We start from the raw sequence: 17,482 nt of genomic DNA on the forward strand, positions 1-17,482 counted from the left end.
GCCCGGCGAACCCGACCCGACCGCCCACCCGGCCGGCCGCTGCAGGCCGCTTTTTCGCCGGGCGAGGCGCCCGTCTCGTCGGAAGCTCGAACTCTCCGAGCCCCGCACGCCGGCGGCGGGGCATCACCGACTTCGACAGACGTCGCACCGGCCACCCGCAACCACAAGCGCAACCCCCGTCGAAAGCGCCCGGTCCGCCCCGGAGGCCCGCCCGGTGGCGCCCCGGATCACCCGAGTCGCCGAGGTCCTGTCGTCCCCCGGCCTGCTCGTGCGTCGCGGCCAACGGCTAGGCTGGGGGGAGCATCGCGTGTCGGTCGCCGGCTGGGTGAGGCATGGAGGTGCCGGGAGTTGCCTTCGGAGGCATTCCTTGTCTGTCGAGTTGAATCACACCATCGTCCACGCCCGGGACAACCGGGAGTCCGCCGAGTTCTTCGCGGATCTGTTGGGACTCGAAATCTCCGGCGAGTGGGGGCCGTTCGTCGCGGTCGCACTCGGCAACGGCGTCACGCTGGACTTCGCCGCCATTCCGCCGGACAAGATCACCCCTCAGCACTACGCCTTTCTGGTCTCCGAACCGGAGTTCGATGCCGCGTACGCGAAGATCAAGGAGCGCGGGATCGAGCATTACGCCGATCCGCACCGGCAACACCCCGGCACGATCAACCGCAACGACGGCGGCCAAGGCGTGTACTTCATCGATCCGGCGGGCCACTACATGGAGTTGATCACCGTGCCGTACGGCGGTTGGCCCGTGTAGGCACGCCGCCCGGACAACGGTCTCGCCAATGGAGCGCGTTGCGTCGTCCGCACGCTAAAGGCTGCGATGGATATCACGGCGGTTGCCAACAGCCAGTACCCACACGATCAGGTGACCCTGTTCGACCGTATAGACGATCCGATGGTCACCGACTCGGAGACGCCATCGGGCACTGTGCCCCTGGAGGGCCTTGATAGCGGAAGCTGCTGCCACTCGGTGGGTCAGATGTGTAGGCGGGTGGCCAGGCCGTCGAGGATGCAGTCGAGGCCGGTTTCGAACTGCCATTGTGGGTCGTCCTTGTGCCGTGCCGTGCCGATGTAGTGGTGGAAGGCCGGGTAGCGGCCGGTGCGGATGAGCCAGGTCATCTCCGGGGCCATCGACGTGCGCAGGGCGTCGGCGTCACCCGGGGCACCCTGGGCGGCCATCAGGTGCCGCGTCGCGACCTCGGCGGCCGTGCGGCCCTGGACGTATGAGCCGACCGTGTCGACGGCGGCCATCGTCTCGTCGGCGGACAGGCCGGCCTCGGCCAGTGCCCGCATGCCCCACTCGGCCAGCGCCACCCGGTTCGGGGTCGGCGCGACCGCCGCCCGCCCCGAGGGCAGCTGTACCAACCACGGGTGGCGCAGGACCAGTTCGCGCGTGCGCACGGCCAGGCCCCGCAACGTCTCGCGCCACCCCGCGCCCGGCTCCGGCGCGGCCAGTTCGCCGTACGCGCGGTCGACCATCAGCTCCAACAGGTCGTCCTTGCCCGACACATACCGATAGGCCGCCATCGGCGCGACGCCCAACTCGGTCGCCAGCCGCCGCATCGTCACCGCCTCGATGCCCTCCGCGTCGGCGATCCCGACCGCGACCTCCGCGATGCGCTCCGGCGTCAGCACGGTACGCGCGGCCGGCGCCGGGGTGGCCAGCCGTTCCCACAGCGAGGTGCGCGACGCCCCGGCCTCCGCCGGCGCCGGGGTCCGGGTCGGGGGCGATTTCTTCTTCTGGCCGGCCATGACGGCGGGGCTCCTTCCGGGGGCGCGAAAACGGTCTGTTGCGTACAACGTATCAAGAGTAGACGTTGTACACCCTGATGTGTACGTTGTATTTCCGTCGATACGACGTACACCGATACGACGTACACGCACGAGCCGACCGGAGTCCGCATGCCCGCCCCCGCCCCCACCCCCACGCCCCTGCGCCTCGCGATCCTGGTCGGGAGTACCCGCGAGGGCCGCTTCGCCCCCGTCGTCGCCGGCTGGATCCGCGATCGTGCCGCCGCCCGGGACGACCTCGACGTCGATCTCGTCGACCTCGTCGAGACGCCGCTGCCCACCGTGTTCCCGGCCTTCGGGCAGCCCCCCGCGGCCGGCACCGTCGAGTTGCTCGCCGAGGTGTCCCCCCGGCTTGCCGCCGCCGACGCGTTCGTGATCGTCACCCCGGAGTACAACCACAGCTTTCCGGCCGCGCTGAAGAACGCCATCGACTGGCACGGCCCGGAGTGGCACGCCAAGCCGGTCGGCTTCGTGTCCTACGGCGGTCTCTCCGGTGGCCTGCGCGCGGTCGAGCAACTGCGGCTCGTGCTGGCCGAGTTGCACGCCGTCACGGTCCGGGACACGGCCAGCTTCCACGGGCACTGGGACAAGTTCGACGCCGATGGCGACGCCGTCGACCCGGCCGCGAACGCCGCCGCCGACGCCATGCTCGACCGCCTCGTCTGGTGGGCCCACGCCCTGCGCGACGCGAAAGCGGCCCGCCCGTACGCGGCCTGACGCCCCGTCACGCCACCCGAACCACGCCACGCCCGCACCACGCCCCGGGGGTACCCATGCGATCCGACACCGCGCCGCCCGACAAGATCCCCCTCGCCGTCCTCGGCCCGATCCTCGGCATGTTCCTGGGCATGCTCGACGGCACCATCGTCGGCACCGCCCTGCCCACCATCGTCGGCGACCTCGGCGGCCTGGATCGGCTCTCCTGGGTGGTCACCGCCTACCTGCTCGCCGCCGCCGCGACCACGCCCATCTGGGGCAAGCTCGGCGACCTGTACGGCCGCAAGGGCACGTTCATGGCCGCGATCGGCGTCTTCCTGGTCGGCTCGATGGCGTCCGGGCTGGCCCGGGACATGACCGAGCTGATCGTCTTCCGCGCCGTCCAGGGCCTGGGCGCCGGCGGCCTGATGGTCGGCGCGTTCGCCCTGATCGGCGTGCTCGTGCCGCCGCGCCGGAGCGGCCGCGTGCAGTCGCTCTTCGGCGCCGTCATGCCGATCGCCCTGGTCGGCGGGCCCCTGCTCGGCGGTTTCCTGACCGATCACCTGAACTGGCGCTGGGCGTTCTACGTCAACGTCCCCTTCGGCCTCCTGGCGCTCGCCGTCGTCGGCCTCGGCATCCGCGTCGAGCACGTGCGGATCAGGGCCCGGATCGACATCGCCGGCGCCGCCCTGCTCACCACCGGGATCGTCGCGCTCACCCTGCTCGCGGGCTGGGCCGGCACCTCCCACGCCTGGACCTCCCCGCGGGTCCTCGGCCTCGCCGCCCTCACCGTCGTCGCCCTCGCCTGCTTCGTCCCCGTCGAGCGGCGCGCGGCGGAGCCGATCATCCCGCCCCGGCTGTTCGCCGACCGCAACTTCACCCTCGCGCAGGTGCTGGGCTTCCTGGTCGGCGCCGTGATGATGGCCGCGATGAACTACCTCCCGCAATACATGCAGTTCGTCCGGGAGACCTCGCCGACGGCCGGCGGCCTGCTGCTCCTGCCGCTGATGTTCGGCATGCTCGGCGTACAGATCGCCACCGGGCGCCTGATCGCCCACAACGGGCGCTACCGGCTGTACCCGATCCTCGGCGGCGCGGTGATGGTCGTCGGCGCGCTCGCCCTGCTCGGGCTGCGCGTGGACACCCCCACCGCCGTCGCCTCGGCGCTCACTGCGGTGGTCGGCGTCGGCATCGGCTTCGTCATGCAGAGCACCATGCTGATCACCATGAACAGCGCCGACCGCCGCGACCTGGGCGCGGCGAGCGGTACCGCCACGCTGACCCGGACCATCGGCGGCTCGCTCGGCGTCGCGCTGCTCGGCTCGGTGTACGCCCGCCGCCTGGACGGGGAGACCCCCGCGGCCCCGCACGAGCTGCCCGCCGCCGCCCGGGACACCTTCCACACGGCGGTCACCGGCGGCCTGCACGGCGTGGCGATCGGGCTCGCGATCCTGTCCGCGCTCGCGTTCGCGGTGTCCTGGCTGGTCCGCGAGGTCCCGCTGCGCGGCGCGCCCGACGAGCCGGCCGAGCCCGCGTCGGCCGAGCCGGTCGCGGCGTCCGCCGGGGCCCGGGACACGTCGAACTAAGCTTCCGGGCGTGGATACCCCAGAACGCACTTTTCCCTGGTCACCCGGCGCCACCGGGATCGGTTCGATGCCCGGGGGCAACATTCGCGAGACGGTCGAGGCGACCCTCGAACTGCTGCCCGACCTGCCGCACCTGCCGGAGCTGCCGGCGCGCGGACCGGGCGCGGATCTGACCGGGCGCTCGGCCGGGCTGCTGGTCGACCTGTACACGGACGTGCAGCCCTCCGGATGGCGTTTCGTGGACCGCCCGGGGCGCGACCACCGCCGGGCCCGCTCGTATCTGGGCGAGGACCTGGACGCGCTGGAGGAGTTCGCCCAGGGCTACACCGGCCCGCTCAAGGTCCAGGTCGCGGGCCCGTGGACGCTGGCCGCCACGATCGAACTCGGGCACGGCGACAAGGCGTTGGCCGACCCGGGCGCCTGCCGCGACCTGGCCGTCTCGCTCGCCGAGGGCATCCGGCTGCACCTGGCGGAGGTGGCCCGCCGGGTCCCCGGGGCGAGCCTGCTGCTCCAGCTGGACGAGCCGGCGCTGCCCGGGGTGATCGCCGGCGAAGTGCCGACCGCGAGCGGGTTCGGCCGGTTGCGGGCGGTGGACAAGGCGGTGGTCCGGGACACGCTGCGGGACGTGATCGCGGCGGCCGGGGCGCCGACCATCGTGCACTCCTGCGCGCCGGGCATCCCGATCACCCTGCTGCGTCAGGCCGGCGTGGTGGGCGTCTCGCTGGACATGTCGCTCCTTGGCGAGGCCCAGGACGAGTCGATCGGCGAGGCGGTCGAGGCGGGCCTGCGGCTGTTCGCCGGCGTGGTGCCGAGCCTGCCCGCCGAGCCGGCGTCCGCCGAGGCCACGCCCGGTGTGGGAGTGCGGCCACTGTCCGACCCGCCCGGTACCGTCAGGTCTGTCGGAACGTTGTGGAACAGGCTCGGTTTCCCGCCGGAGTCCCTGGTCGAAGCCGTCGTGGTGACCCCCACGTGTGGCCTCGCCGGTGCCTCTCCGGCCTACGCCCGAGCGGCCCTGTCACACAGCGTGGCTGCCGGCCGGGTGCTTCGGGACGACCCCGAGAGCGCCATGCGGTCGTAGACGTACCGCAGTCCGAATTCGAACTGGTGGCGCTGGAGGGCGACGACGTGGCTGGTGCGACGACCGGAGTGGACGAGATCCCGGCCGAGGTGCGCGAACGCGCCGCGACGCTCGCCCGTGAGCTGGAGGAGCACCGCTTCCGCTACTACGTGAAGGACGCGCCGGTCGTCAGCGACGGCGAGTTCGACGCGCTGATGCGGGAGCTGGAGGCGATCGAGGAGGAGTATCCGGCGCTGCGCACGCCGGACTCGCCGACCCAGAAGGTGGGCGGGACCTACTCGACCGACTTCGCCTCGGTCGACCACCTGGAGCGCCTGCTCAGCCTCGACAACGCGATGAACGAGGAAGAGCTGGACGAGTGGGACGACCGCCTGGTCCGCGAGCTGGGCACGGGGACGTTCCACTACCTGTGCGAGCTCAAGATCGACGGACTCGCGATCAACCTCCTGTACGAGAACGGCCACCTGGTTCGGGCGTTGACGCGCGGAGACGGCCGCACCGGCGAGGACGTCACGCCGAACATCCGCACCATCGCCGAGATCCCGTCCCGGCTGCGTGACGACGGCGGGCACGACGTACCCGAACTGGTGGAGATCCGGGGCGAGGTCTTCTTCCCGATCGAGAAGTTCGACGAGCTCAACGAGCGCCTGGTGGCGGCCGGCGAGAAGCCGTTCGCCAACCCCCGCAACGCCGCCGCCGGATCGTTGCGGCAGAAGGACCCGCGGGTGACCGCGTCGCGCCCGCTGCACATGATCGTGCACGGCATCGGTGCCCGGCGGGGCTTCGAGATCGACTGCCAGTCGCACGCGTACGAGCGCCTGCACGCGTGGGGGCTACCGACCGCGCGGCACAACAAGGTGGTCGACACGATCGAGGAAGTGAAGGAGTTCGTCCGCTACTTCGGCGATCATCGCAACTCGGTCGAGCACGAGATCGACGGCATCGTGATCAAGGTCGACGAGATTCCGATCCAGGGTCGGCTGGGTGCCACCTCCAAGGCGCCGCGCTGGGCGATCGCGTTCAAGTACCCGCCGCAGGAGGTCAACACCAAGCTGCTCGACATCGAGGTGGGCGTCGGGCGCACCGGGCGGGTGACGCCGTTCGCGGTGATGGAGCCGGTCACCGTGGCGGGCTCGGTGGTGGCCCGGGCGACGCTGCACAACCAGCAGGTGGTCAAGGCCAAGGGCGTACTGATCGGCGACACGATCGTGCTGCGCAAGGCCGGTGACGTGATCCCCGAGATCCTGGGCCCGGTGGCCGATCTGCGCGACGGCGGCGAGCGCGAGTTCGTGATGCCCACCACGTGCCCCGAGTGCGGGACCGAGCTGCGCGCGATGAAGGAGGGCGACATCGACCTGCGCTGTCCGAACGCGCGGTCGTGTCCGGCCCAGTTGCGTGAGCGGATCTTCTACCTCGCGGGCCGCAAGGCGTTCGACATCGAGGCGCTCGGCTACGAGACGGCGGCGGCGCTGACCCGACCCGCCGCGGGGCCGTCCGTGCTGGCCACCGAGGCCGACCTGTTCGACCTGACCGCCGAGCAACTGCGCGACGTGCAGATGTGGCGCAAGGTCAACCGCAAGGGCGCCGCCGAGGACGAGAAGGAACTCGTCCCCTACTTCTGGTCGAAGGCCACCTACGACAAGGAGGGCAACGTCAAGAAGCCCTCCGAGCCGAAGGCCAACACGCTCAAGCTGATCGAACAGTTGGAGAAGGCCAAGACCCAACCGCTGTGGCGCGTCCTCACCGCGCTGTGCATCCGCCACGTCAGCGACACCACCGCCCGCGCGATCACCGGCGGCTTCCACGACCTCGACCGGCTCGGCGCCGCGTCCGAGGAGGAGATCGCGGCGGTCGACGGCGTCGGCCCGATCATCGCCGGCGCGGTGGTCGAATGGTTCGCCGAGGACTGGCACCGCGAGATCGTGGACAAGTGGCGCACCGCCGGTGTCCGGCTCGCCGAGGAGGGGGCCGACGAGGAGAAGCCCCCCGGCCTGCTTGACGGGATTGTGACGGTCGTCACCGGGACACTCGCCGGCTACACCCGGGACAGCTCCAAGGAGGCCCTGGAGCAGCGCGGCGCCAAGGTGACGGGATCGGTCTCGAAGAAGACCGACTTCGTCGTCGTGGGCGACAATCCGGGCTCCAAATACGACAAGGCAGTGCAACTGGGCCTGCCGATCCTGGACGACGAGGGCTTCGCGGTTCTGCTCGCCGACGGGGCGGAGGCGGCCCTCGCCTGGGTGGCCGAGCGCGCCGGCTGATAACCCTCCCCAGCCGTGCCGGAACGACCTACCCTGGGCACGAGCTTGCCCCACCCGGGGGGCTCGGTGCCCCACAGGCGTACCCGTCCCGGCGCCCGGGATGCCGCCCGACGAGGCCGCAGGGAGCAGGCGCATGGGTCGGATCGGCAGGACGGACCTGTCGCGACTGGCACGACCGCGCGCGTTCTTCATCCACACCGGGATCGTCGCGCTGGCGGGCGTGCTCGCGCTCGTCGTCCCGGCCACGACGGACCTGATCGACGGCCGCAGTCCGGTCCCGGCGACCCCGGGCGTGTGGATCATGCTCGCCCTGGTGTCGCTCGACGGGGTCTACACGGCGATGACGCGCCGGGGGTTGTACATCCCCGGCGCGATGCCGTCGATCGCCATCACGTTCGGTCTGCTGCTCGTGCACGGGTGGCAGGTGGCCGCGCTGTGGCAGGCCGTTCCGGTCCTGGTGTCCGGGCTGCTCCGGGGTGATTCGTGGTGGCGGATCGGCTACACCGTGGGCCATTACGTGCTGGGCTTCCTGGCCGCCGACGCGGTGCTCGGGGTGTTCGGGATGGATCCGGGGCCGGACTCCGCCCGGGCGCTGCACGTGGTCGACTTCCCCGTCGTCGCGCTGGCCGGCCTGGCGATGTCGGCCGTGTCGCAGACCTCGGGCTGGTTGACCAGGGCGAATTGGCGCGGGGTCAGCGTGCTCACCCTGGCCCGCGCGGAGATCCGGGCACGCGCCGTCTCGCACGGCGCGCTGATCGGGCTGTCCCCGCTGATCGCCGTCATCTGCGCCGAACAACCGTGGCTGCTCCCGCTGTTCGTGGTCCCGCTGCACACCCTCTACCGCAGCACCATGGTCCGCTTCGATCGCGAGCAGGAGTCGCGGCACGACGCGCTCACCGGGCTGCCGAATCGGCGGCTGCTGCTCGAACGCGGCGAGGAGGCGCTGGGTCGGGTCGGCGGTCGTGGTGGGCGGGTCGCCCTGTTGTTGCTCGACCTGCACCGGTTCCACGAGGTCAACGACACGCTCGGGCACGTCGCCGGCGATCGGCTGCTCCAGCAGGTCGGCGCGCGACTGGCCACGCTCGTGCGTCCCGGGGACACGGTGGCCCGGCTCGGCGGCGACGAATTCGCGCTGTTGTTACCGGGGTTGGACATGGGCACCGACCGGCTGACCGCGCAGGAGGTGGTCCTGGGGCTGGCCCATCGCATCGTCGACCGGCTCGGCGAGCCGTTCGATCTGGACGAGTTGACCCTGGACGTGGAGGCCAGCGTCGGCGTGGCGATCTTCCCCGACCACGCCTCCGACGTGCTCGGATTGTTGCAATTCGCCGATGTGGCCATGTACTTGGCCAAACGCTCGCGCAGTGGGGTGGAACTGTACGACGACACGCGCGACGTGAACACGCGGGACAAGCTGCTGTTGCTCGGCGACCTGCGGCGGGCCTTGGACAACCACGAGGTCGAGCTGCATTATCAGCCGAAGATTCGGCTCGCGGACGGGCGGGTGGACGGCTGCGAGGCGCTGGTGCGGTGGCGGCATCCGACCAGGGGGCAGGTCTCCCCCGAGGAGTTCGTGCTGCTCGCGGAGCAGACCGGCCTGATGCCCCGGCTCACCCGCTACGTGGTGGACGTCGCGCTCGACCAGGTCGCGCGCTGGCATGTGGAGGGCATCGACGTCACGGTCGCGGTGAACATCTCCGCGCGCGACATCCACGTGCCCTCGTTCGCCGACTCGGTGGCCGCCGGATTACGCGAACACGACGTCGCGGCGGGGGCGTTACAGCTGGAGATCACCGAGCGGGTGCTCCTGGAGGAGCCGCAGCGCGCGGCGGAGTCGCTGGACGCGCTGCGCCGGTTGGGCGTGCGGTTGTCGCTCGACGACTTCGGGACCGGCTACTCCTCGCTCGTACATCTCCGGCACATCCCGGTCAGCGAGATCAAGATCGACCGCTCGTTCGTGGCCCGGCTGACGATGAACGAGGAGGACGCGGCGATCGTCTGCTCGATCGTGCAGCTGGCCCACTCGCTGGGCCTGCGGGTGGTCGCCGAGGGCGTCGAGGACGAGGCCACCTACCAGCGCCTGCGCGAACTGGGCTGCGACGCGGCCCAGGGCTGGCTGATGTCCAAGGCGCTGCCCCGCGACGAGGCCACCGCCTGGCTGCTCCGCCACGGCGCGGGCGGCCACGCGACCCCGGCCGCCCCGACGGAGCTCCACCACCACCGCCGCGCGGACGTGAGCTGAGCGCACACCCGGGCCGACGGCGGGGAGGCCGGAGCGGTTCCGGATGGGCCGGCCGCTTTCGGCCAGCGTGGTGTGTGTGGGCGGGGGCTTTCAGGCGGGCTCGGCCGTGTCGCGGTCCGGGAGTTCGGCGCCGGCGCGGTCGGATCGGCTTGCCTCGACGCAGAATTCGTTGCCGGCCGGGTCGGCGCAGACGACCCACCCTCGGCCGTTGGGCTTGCGCATGTCGGCGACGATCGTCGCGCCCAGGGCCAGGACGCGCTCCAGTTCCTCCTCGCGGGTGGTGTCCGGCTCCAGGTCGAGGTGGACCCGGTTCTTGCCGGCCTTGGCGTCCGGCACCCGGACGAACAGCAACATCGGCCGGCCGTCGCCGGCGATCACGGCCGCCTCCGGGTCGCCGGGGAAGTCGTCGGGGCCCAGCGGGAGTTCGAGCACCCGGCTCCAGAACAGGGCCAGGTCGTACGGCTCGTGCGGCGCCGCGCAGTCGATGGTGATGTGTCGGACGGTGGAACCCACGCGGTGTCTCCCGAAGTGCTGCGGCGGTGCTACAGGGCCCGTCATTGTCCACTTCCGCCCGGGAGTTCGACAACGGGTACGGGATCGACGCCTGTCCGCCGAATTCCGGCGAATTCCGCCGACTTCCGGCGAGGATCGACAACTTTCGGGCGCACATTCGCAACTTTCGCCGCTCGTGCGGCCTCGGCACAGGCCGGCATCGTGGTTGCTCCGGCGCGGATGTACCCCGTGATCGACTACATCCGCGCCCGGTGCCCAGCGCCGTGTCCGGAGGGGGTTCACCGGTACCGGCCGGCTCGGCCTCCGCCGCCGGGGTGGCGGCGACACCGAGCGGGCGCCGGCGCGATCCCCGGGCCTCATCCCCCGGCCCGGGGATTCCTGCCGGCCCGCCGAAGCTCCGGCTACGCCGTGGCGTCGATCGTCGCCGAGCCGATCACGCGCGTCCCGGCGTACAGCACCACGGCCTGCCCCCGGGCGATGCCGCGGATCGGCTCCGCCAACCGCACCCGGACCTCCCCGTCGACCACCTCGGCGACCGCCGCCGTCTCGTCGCCGTGCGCCCGGACCTGGGCGGTGCAGTCCACCTCGCCCGCCGGGGCCGGACCGCACCACCTCGGGCGGATGCCGACCAGCCGGTCCACGTCCAGCGCCTCGACCGGGCCGACCGTGACCGTGTTGTTCACGGGCGAGATGTCCAGCACGTAGCGCGGCTTGCCGTCGGCCGCCGGGTGCCCGATGCGCAGGCCCTTGCGCTGGCCGATCGTGTACGCGTAGGCGCCGTCGTGCTCGCCGAGCTTGGTACCGCTCGCGTCCACGATGTCGCCGCGCTCGGTGCCCAGATGCTTCGCGAGGAAGCCCTGGGTGTCCCCGTCGGCGATGAAGCAGATGTCGTGGCTGTCCGGCTTCTTCGCCACCGCCAGGTCGCGCCGCTCCGCCTCCAGGCGCACGTCGCCCTTGGTGTCGCCGCCGAGCGGGAACATCGCGTGCGCGAGCTGGTCGGAGTCGAGCACGCCGAGCACGTACGACTGGTCCTTGCCCATGTCGACCGAGCGGTGCAGCTCGCGCGAGCCGTCGGGGTGCTCCACGATCCGCGCGTAGTGCCCGGTGCACACCGCGTCGAAGCCGAGCCCGAGCGCCTTGTCCAACAGCGCGGCGAACTTGATCTTCTCGTTGCAGCGCAGACACGGGTTCGGGGTGCGTCCGGCCTTGTACTCGGCCACGAAGTCGTCCATGACGTCCTCGCGGAAACGCTCGGCCATGTCCCACACGTAGAAGGGGATGCCGATCACGTCGGCGGCCCGCCGCGCGTCCCGGGAGTCCTCGATCGTGCAGCAGCCCCGGGCGCCCTCGCGCAGCGTCGCGGGTTTCGCCGAGAGCGCGAGGTGGACACCGACCACGTCGTGTCCGGCCTCGACCGCTCGCGCGGCGGCAACGGCGGAGTCGACCCCGCCGGACATGGCGGCGAGCACCCGGAGGCGGCGGCCGTTGGCGGGAGGAAGCATGTGATCAGACATAGCGCCTCAAGAGTACGTGGTCACCCGTGCGAGCCCCGAGCGGATTACCCCATCCCCCCGGCGCCGCTACCGGCGCGCCGACACCGACCCCGCCGACCGGGCCCGGGTCACCACCGGCAGGATCGCCTCGCCCAGTTCGGCGACCTCCGCCTCGGTCGTGGTGTGCCCGAGGCTGAACCGCAGCGACCCGCGCGCCCGGGCACTGTCCGCGCCCATCGCCAGCAGCACGTGGCTGGGCTGCGCGACCCCCGCCGAGCAGGCCGAGCCGGTCGAGCACTCGATCCCGCGCGCGTCCAGGAGCAGCAGCAGCGAGTCGCCCTCGCAGCCGGGGAAGGAGAAGTGCGCGTTGCCCGGCAGCCGGTGGGCCGGGTCGAGCCGCCGGTCCCCGTTGAGCTGCGCGTCGGGCACCGCGGCCAGGATCCGGCGCACCAGTTCGTCCCGCAGCGCGCCCACCCGCCCCGCGTACTGCGCCTGTTCGCGCACCGACTCCTCGGCCGCGACCGCGAGTGCCGCGATCGAGGCGGTGTCCAGCGTGCCCGAGCGCACGTCGCGCTCCTGGCCGCCGCCGTGCAGCACCGGCACCGGGGTGATGCCGCGCCCGAGCACGAGCGCCCCGCAGTTGCCCGGGCCGCCGAGCTTGTGCCCGGTCACCGTCATCGCGTCCAGGCCGGTCGCCGAGAAGTCGACCGGGATCTGACCGACCGCCTGGACCGCGTCGGAGTGGAAGGGGATGCCGAACTCGTGCGCGATCTCGACCAGCTCGGCGATCGGCTCGACCGTGCCGACCTCGTTGTTGGCCCACATCACCGACACCAGTGCCACCGACGCCGGGTCGCGCTCGATCGCGGCGCGCAACGTGTCGGGTTGCACCCGCCCGTCGGTGTCCACGTCCAGCCACTCGACCACCGCGCCCTCGGCGGACTCCAGCCACAGCACGGGGTCGAGCACGGCGTGGTGCTCGACCGGGCTGACCAGTATCCGCCGCCGGGCCGGGTCGTCCGCGACCCGCGACCAGTAGATCCCCTTGATCGCGAGGTTGTCGGCCTCGGTCCCACCGGCGGTGAAGACGATCTCGCTCGGCCGCGCGCCCAGCGCATGGGCCAGCGACTCGCGGGACTCCTCCACCGTGCGGCGCGCGCGTCGCCCGGACGCGTGCAACGAGGACGGGTTCCCGAGTTGGGCAAGCTGTACGGTCATCGCCCGGATTGCCGAAAGGCGCATCGGGGTGGTCGCCGCGTGATCGAAGTAGGCCATCGCACTGCGAAGCTTAGTCGGGTACGCGCGGGCGCCGGCGGGGGCGGCCGTACACCCGTCCGTAGCGCGGTCCTCCGGGCAGGAATCGATCGAGCCACAGGCGCATGGAAAGCACCGACGCGGTCGCGTACGCCACGAGGCGCCGGAGCGGGCCCCTGTCCTTCGGATCGGGTTCGGTCGACCGGTGGTCGTAGGTCAACGGCTGCTGGATCTCCCACACATCCTGGTGCAACGCGTACCGGGGCGTGTTGGGCACGGTCCACTCCTACGAGTGGCCGGGTCGGCCTCGGCGGCGCGGCCCGCGCCGGCCGCGACCGGCGGGACGCCCCGGGTCACTGCTCCTCGGCGCTGGTGCCGGAGTTGCGGCGCCACGCGCGTGGCGCCCGCCAGCCGCGCCGGAGCGCGAGCACACGAAGCAGGAAGGCGAAGGTGACCGCCGCGGTCGCGGTGACCGGGCCGAACAGGTCGAACTCGATCAGCGCGGCGGTGATGCCGGCGCCGAGCAGCGCGGGGAAGGTGTAGATCTCCTTGTCCCAGCGCAGCAGCGTGGGTACTTCCCGGGCCAGTACGTCGCGCAGCGCGCCGCCGCCGACGGCGGTGGTCACCCCGAGGGCGGCGGCCGGTATCGGATTGAGGCCGTACGCGTACGCCTTCGCGGTGCCGGTCACGCAGAACAGGCCGAGGCCGACGGCGTCCAGCACGTCGATCGCCGACATGATCCGCTCGACCTGGGGATGCAGGAAGAAGACCAGTACGGCGGCGAGCAGCGGGGTGGTGAAGTAGCCGAGGTCGGTGAAGGCCGCGGGCGGGACCGCGCCGATCATCACGTCCCGTATCACCCCGCCGCCGAGGGCGGTGACCTCGGCGAGCAGGGTGATACCGATGACGTCGAAGTTCTTCCGTACGGCCATCAGCGCGCCGGCCGCCGCGAAGACGAAGATGCCGAGCAGGTCGAGGACCTGCTGAAGCTGATGGTGGAAGATCTCGGGCGGCACCTCGGGCGACATAACGGATGTTCTACACCGCCGGGCTCGGCCCGATACTCATGGGGCGGGTGTGGGCGGTGTGTCCTTCCCGGGCGCCTCGTCGGGGGCCTTCGGGGAGGCCGCGGCGGGAGTCTCGGCGGGGCTGTCCGTCGAGGACTCGGCAACGGGTTCCGCAGCACCGTCCGCAGAGGTCTCGGCGGGAGCCTCGGCGGAGGTCTCCGCGACGGCCTCGGCGCCCTCCCCCGCGGCGACCGCGTCGGCCGGCGCCGGCTTCGCCAAAAGCACCGCCTCGCCCGCGCCGTCCTCCGTCGGCATGTTCTCCGGGAAGTGACAGGCCACCTGGTGCCGCGTGGTCAGCTCGGCCAGTGGCGGCTCCTGGGTCTTGCAGATGTCCTGCGCCTTCCAGCACCGGGTGTGGAAGCGGCACGCCGGCGGCGGGTCCATCGGGCTCGGTACGTCGCCCTTGAGCAGGATCCGGTCCCGGCTCTCGCGCCGGGCCGGGTCCGGCACGGGCACCGCCGACATCAGCGCCACCGTGTACGGGTGCTTCGGCGAGCTGTACAGATCCTCGCGGTCGGCGATCTCGACGATCTTGCCGAGGTACATCACCGCCACCCGGTCGCTGGTGTGCCGCACCACCGACAGGTCGTGCGCGATGATCAGGTAGGTCAGCCCGAACTCGCTCTGCAGGTCGTCGAGCAGGTTGACCACCTGCGCCTGGATCGACACGTCCAGCGCGGAGACCGGCTCGTCGGCGACCACCAGCTTGGGCCGCAGCGCGAGCGCGCGGGCGATGCCGATCCGCTGCCGCTGGCCGCCGGAGAACTCGTGCGGGTAGCGATTGTAGTGCTCGGGGCTGAGCCCGACCAGTTCCAGCAGCTCCTGGACGGCCTTCTTGACGCCGCCCTCGGGGGTGACCTTCTGCAACCGGAACGGCAGCCCGACGATGGTGCCGACGGTGTGCCTCGGGTTCAGCGAGGACTGCGGGTCCTGGAAGATCATCTGGAAGTCGCGTCGCAGCGGCCGCAGTTGCCCTCGGGACAGCCGGGTGAGGTCGCGCCCGCCGAACTCGATGGTGCCCTCGCTGGGCTCCAACAGGCGCATCACCATGCGTCCGGTGGTGGACTTGCCACAGCCGGACTCGCCGACCAGGCCCAGCGTCTCGCCCTCGCGGATGTCGAAGTCGAGCCCGTCCACCGCCTTGACCGTGCCGGCCCGGCGCCGGGTCATCCCGGAGCGGATCGGAAAGTGTTTGCGCAGCCCGCGCACGCGCACCAGCACGTCTCCCGGCTCGCGTCGGGACGCGGCCTCCGGCTCGCCGGCCTGCGCAACGTTCACGTCGTCTCCCGCTCGGGCGCCCTCGGTCACTTCCGCGTTCCCGTTCCCGTTTCCATCCTGGTGACCAGTCACGTGCCCATCCGCTTTCCCGTTCGCCGTCCCGCTCACAGCCGCGGCCTGATGTCCTCGGTCCAGATCCGCTCGCGCTCCCCGGGATCGAGGTGACACGCGGTGCGGTGGCCCGGTTCGATCTCGAGCAGTTGCGGGACCTCGGTCTTCTCCCGCCCGTCGTTGCGGTCCGCGTACGGGCAGCGGGTGCGGAACGCACAGCCGGAGGGCAGCGAGATCAGGCTCGGCGGACTGCCCTTGATCGGCATCAGCCGTTCCTGGCGCGCCCGGTCGAGCCGGGTCAGCGAGCCCAGCAGGCCCCAGGTGTACGGGTGTCGGGGCTGTTCGAACAGGGTGCGCGCGGGGCCGTGCTCGACCGCCCGACCGGCGTACATCACCAGGACGTCGTCGGCGAGTTCGGCGACCACGCCCAGGTCGTGCGTGATCATCACCACGGCGGAGTTGAACTCCGCCTGCAGGTCCCGGATCAGGTCCAGTATCTGGGCCTGGACGGTGACGTCCAGAGCGGTGGTCGGCTCGTCCGCGATCAGCAGTTCGGGGTCGCAGCTGAGCGCCATCGCGATCATCGCGCGCTGGCGCATGCCGCCGGAGAACTGGTGCGGATAGTCGTCCACCCGCCGGTCCGGACGCGGGATGCCGACCCGCCCGAGCAGGTCGATCGCGTGCGCGCGGGCCTGCTTGGCGCTCACCTCGTTGTGCACCTGGTAGGCCTCGATGATCTGGTGGCCCACCGTGTAGAACGGGTGCATCGAGGACATCGGGTCCTGGAAGATCATCGCCATCCGGCGACCGCGCATCAACCGGACCTCTTCGGCGGTGGAGCGCACCAACTCCTTGCCGTCCAGCCAGATCTCGCCGCCGATCCGGGCGCTGGTGCCGCCGTGCAGGCCCATCACGGCCAGCGAGGTCACGCTCTTCCCGGAGCCGGACTCGCCGACGATGCCGAGCGTTCGGCCGCGTTGGAGCGCGAAGTTCACCCCGTCGACGCTGCGCACCAGGCCGTCGTCGGTGGGGAAGTGCACGGTGAGATCGCGTACTTCGAGGAAGTTCTCCGGCTCGGGCGGGGGCCCGGCCGGGGCGAGCTTGGGCAGTTCGGCCGCGGTGTCCCGCTTGCGGCGCGGTAGCAGTCGGGGCATCAGGTCCTCACCCGGGGATCGACGACCGCGTAGAGCAGGTCCACGACGAGGTTGGCCAGGATCACGAAGATGGCGGCGATCATCGTCACGCCGAGCACTTCGGGCAGATCCTGCTGTCCGATCGCCTCGACGGCGAACTTGCCGACGCCGTTGAGGGAATAGACCTGTTCGGTCAGGATCGCGCCGCCCAGCAGCAGTCCGACGTCCATGCCGAAGATGGTCAGGATCGGGGTCAGCGCGGCGCGCAGCCCGTGTTTGACGATGACGTCGCGTTCGCGCAGGCCCTTGGCCCGCGCGGTGCGGATGTAGTCCTCGCTCATCGTCTCGAGCATGCCCGCCCGGGTGAGTCGGGCGTACAACGCCGCGTACAGGAACGCCAGGGTCAGCCAGGGCAACACCAGGTTCCAGGCCCAACTCGCCGGATTGTCCAGGAACGGCACATAGTGCACGCCCTTGAAGATCGGCCATTGATAACTGAACAACGCCAGTGCCACCAGGCCGGTGAAGAACGGCGGCAGCGAGACGCCCGCCAGCGCGAAGCCCATCGAGAACCGGTCCCACAGGCTGCCGCGTTTGAGCGCCGAGATCACCCCGATCGACACCCCGGCGAGCAGCCAGATCACCGCGGCTCCCGCGGCCAGCGAGAGGGTGACCGGGATGCGGTCCTGCAGCCGTGGCCACACTTCCAGGTTGTTGCGGAAGGAGAAGCCCAGGCACGGCGGCGCACAGTGCACCTTGCGGACACCGGTGTCGTAGTCCTTGCCGGCGACGATGCCCTTGACGAACCTTCCGTACTGGACGGGTACCGACTTGTCCAGGCCGAGGCTGTGCTTGACCTGTTCGATCGCGGCCGGGGTGGGCGACTTGCCGACGTAGCGCGCGGCGAGTTGGTCGCTTGTGGCGCCTCCCAGACGCGGAATCAGGAAGAAGATGGCGAAGACCGCCATGGTGACGATCAACAGGAGCACCACCGCTCCCGCCAGCCGCCTGAGCAGATAGAAAATCATGAGCCGGC

General features: G+C 71.3%; 16 protein-coding genes. 6 read left to right on the forward strand and 10 right to left on the reverse strand.

Translation table 11 applies throughout. The annotated features are described in order from the left end of the window. Window positions 1-367 precede the first annotated feature (367 nt). On the forward strand, window positions 368-757 hold the full coding sequence (locus EMA17_RS13440; RefSeq protein ID WP_126637232.1) for a VOC family protein: 390 nt from the start codon (window positions 368-370) through the stop codon (window positions 755-757). Window positions 758-811: 54 nt separating this feature from the next. On the opposite strand, the gene EMA17_RS55325 is transcribed toward EMA17_RS13440, so the two are convergent. Then, window positions 812-1,042, reverse strand: coding sequence for a type II toxin-antitoxin system RelE family toxin (locus EMA17_RS55325; RefSeq protein ID WP_126637233.1), 231 nt, complete (start codon window positions 1,040-1,042; stop codon window positions 812-814). Then, complete coding sequence (locus tag EMA17_RS13450; protein ID WP_126637234.1) at window positions 979-1,755, reverse strand: TetR/AcrR family transcriptional regulator; 777 nt, start codon at window positions 1,753-1,755, stop codon at window positions 979-981. Before EMA17_RS13450 ends, EMA17_RS55325 begins: the two co-directional genes overlap by 64 nt. 150 nt (window positions 1,756-1,905) lie before the next feature. On the opposite strand from EMA17_RS13450, the gene EMA17_RS13455 reads away from it, so the two are divergent. The 5 genes from EMA17_RS13455 (at window position 1,906) to EMA17_RS13475 (ending at window position 9,657) form a co-directional block, all read left to right on the forward strand. Then, complete coding sequence (locus EMA17_RS13455; protein WP_126637235.1) at window positions 1,906-2,511, forward strand: NADPH-dependent FMN reductase; 606 nt, start codon at window positions 1,906-1,908, stop codon at window positions 2,509-2,511. 56 nt (window positions 2,512-2,567) lie between these two features. Beyond that, the gene (locus EMA17_RS13460) at window positions 2,568-4,076 is read left to right on the forward strand and encodes an MDR family MFS transporter (RefSeq protein ID WP_126637236.1); all 1,509 of its coding nucleotides are present in this window, start codon (window positions 2,568-2,570) and stop codon (window positions 4,074-4,076) included. Between the two features lie 67 nt (window positions 4,077-4,143). Then, on the forward strand, window positions 4,144-5,154 hold the full coding sequence (locus EMA17_RS13465) for a methionine synthase (protein WP_126637575.1): 1,011 nt from the start codon (window positions 4,144-4,146) through the stop codon (window positions 5,152-5,154). Window positions 5,155-5,201: 47 nt separating this feature from the next. Further along, window positions 5,202-7,415, forward strand: a complete 2,214-nt coding sequence (gene ligA / locus EMA17_RS13470) for an NAD-dependent DNA ligase LigA (protein ID WP_246126645.1) — start codon at window positions 5,202-5,204, stop codon at window positions 7,413-7,415. Between the two features lie 133 nt (window positions 7,416-7,548). Further along, window positions 7,549-9,657, forward strand: a complete 2,109-nt coding sequence (locus tag EMA17_RS13475; protein ID WP_126637237.1) for a putative bifunctional diguanylate cyclase/phosphodiesterase — start codon at window positions 7,549-7,551, stop codon at window positions 9,655-9,657. 90 nt (window positions 9,658-9,747) lie between these two features. On the opposite strand, the gene EMA17_RS13480 is transcribed toward EMA17_RS13475, so the two are convergent. From EMA17_RS13480 to EMA17_RS13515, 8 genes are all read right to left on the reverse strand, one after another. Then, window positions 9,748-10,170, reverse strand: a complete 423-nt coding sequence (locus tag EMA17_RS13480; RefSeq protein ID WP_126637238.1) for a VOC family protein — start codon at window positions 10,168-10,170, stop codon at window positions 9,748-9,750. A gap of 401 nt (window positions 10,171-10,571) precedes the next feature. Then, entirely contained in the window at window positions 10,572-11,684 is a 1,113-nt protein-coding gene (mnmA, locus tag EMA17_RS13485; protein ID WP_174861356.1) for a tRNA 2-thiouridine(34) synthase MnmA, read from the reverse strand. A 66-nt stretch (window positions 11,685-11,750) separates the two neighbouring features. After that, complete coding sequence (locus tag EMA17_RS13490) at window positions 11,751-12,938, reverse strand: cysteine desulfurase family protein (RefSeq protein WP_126637239.1); 1,188 nt, start codon at window positions 12,936-12,938, stop codon at window positions 11,751-11,753. Between the two features lie 13 nt (window positions 12,939-12,951). Beyond that, on the reverse strand, window positions 12,952-13,194 hold the full coding sequence (locus tag EMA17_RS13495) for a hypothetical protein (RefSeq protein ID WP_126637240.1): 243 nt from the start codon (window positions 13,192-13,194) through the stop codon (window positions 12,952-12,954). 76 nt (window positions 13,195-13,270) lie between these two features. Further along, window positions 13,271-13,933 (reverse strand): trimeric intracellular cation channel family protein, encoded by a 663-nt coding sequence (locus EMA17_RS13500; protein WP_371863000.1) that lies wholly within the window; start codon window positions 13,931-13,933, stop codon window positions 13,271-13,273. Between the two features lie 48 nt (window positions 13,934-13,981). Next, window positions 13,982-15,262, reverse strand: coding sequence for an ABC transporter ATP-binding protein (locus EMA17_RS13505; RefSeq protein ID WP_148112328.1), 1,281 nt, complete (start codon window positions 15,260-15,262; stop codon window positions 13,982-13,984). Between the two features lie 104 nt (window positions 15,263-15,366). Further along, window positions 15,367-16,467 carry an ABC transporter ATP-binding protein gene (locus EMA17_RS13510; protein WP_126637243.1) on the reverse strand — a complete coding sequence of 367 codons (1,101 nt, stop codon included), beginning with the start codon at window positions 16,465-16,467 and terminating at the stop codon, window positions 15,367-15,369. Then, window positions 16,467-17,474 carry an ABC transporter permease gene (locus tag EMA17_RS13515; protein WP_126637244.1) on the reverse strand — a complete coding sequence of 336 codons (1,008 nt, stop codon included), beginning with the start codon at window positions 17,472-17,474 and terminating at the stop codon, window positions 16,467-16,469. The genes EMA17_RS13510 and EMA17_RS13515 overlap by 1 nt, the downstream gene beginning before the upstream one ends. Window positions 17,475-17,482: the final 8 nt, after the last annotated feature.

This window comes from Embleya hyalina, assembly GCF_003967355.1.
GTDB classification, from domain to species: Bacteria; Actinomycetota; Actinomycetes; order Streptomycetales; family Streptomycetaceae; genus Embleya; species Embleya hyalina.

Excerpts from the sequence above, each read along its gene's own strand:
- EMA17_RS55325 (WP_126637233.1), bottom strand. The coding sequence starts at position 1,042 with ATGGCAGTTCGAAACCGGCCTCGACTGCATCCTCGACGGCCTGGCCAC.
- EMA17_RS13450 (WP_126637234.1), bottom strand. The coding sequence starts at position 1,755 with ATGGCCGGCCAGAAGAAGAAATCGCCCCCGACCCGGACCCCGGCGCCG.
- EMA17_RS13455 (WP_126637235.1), top strand. The coding sequence starts at position 1,906 with ATGCCCGCCCCCGCCCCCACCCCCACGCCCCTGCGCCTCGCGATCCTG.
- EMA17_RS13460 (WP_126637236.1), top strand. The coding sequence starts at position 2,568 with ATGCGATCCGACACCGCGCCGCCCGACAAGATCCCCCTCGCCGTCCTC.
- EMA17_RS13465 (WP_126637575.1), top strand. The coding sequence starts at position 4,144 with ATGCCCGGGGGCAACATTCGCGAGACGGTCGAGGCGACCCTCGAACTG.
- EMA17_RS13475 (WP_126637237.1), top strand. The coding sequence starts at position 7,549 with ATGGGTCGGATCGGCAGGACGGACCTGTCGCGACTGGCACGACCGCGC.
- mnmA (WP_174861356.1), bottom strand. The coding sequence starts at position 11,684 with ATGTCTGATCACATGCTTCCTCCCGCCAACGGCCGCCGCCTCCGGGTG.
- EMA17_RS13490 (WP_126637239.1), bottom strand. The coding sequence starts at position 12,938 with ATGGCCTACTTCGATCACGCGGCGACCACCCCGATGCGCCTTTCGGCA.
- EMA17_RS13510 (WP_126637243.1), bottom strand. The coding sequence starts at position 16,467 with ATGCCCCGACTGCTACCGCGCCGCAAGCGGGACACCGCGGCCGAACTG.
- EMA17_RS13515 (WP_126637244.1), bottom strand. The coding sequence starts at position 17,474 with ATGATTTTCTATCTGCTCAGGCGGCTGGCGGGAGCGGTGGTGCTCCTG.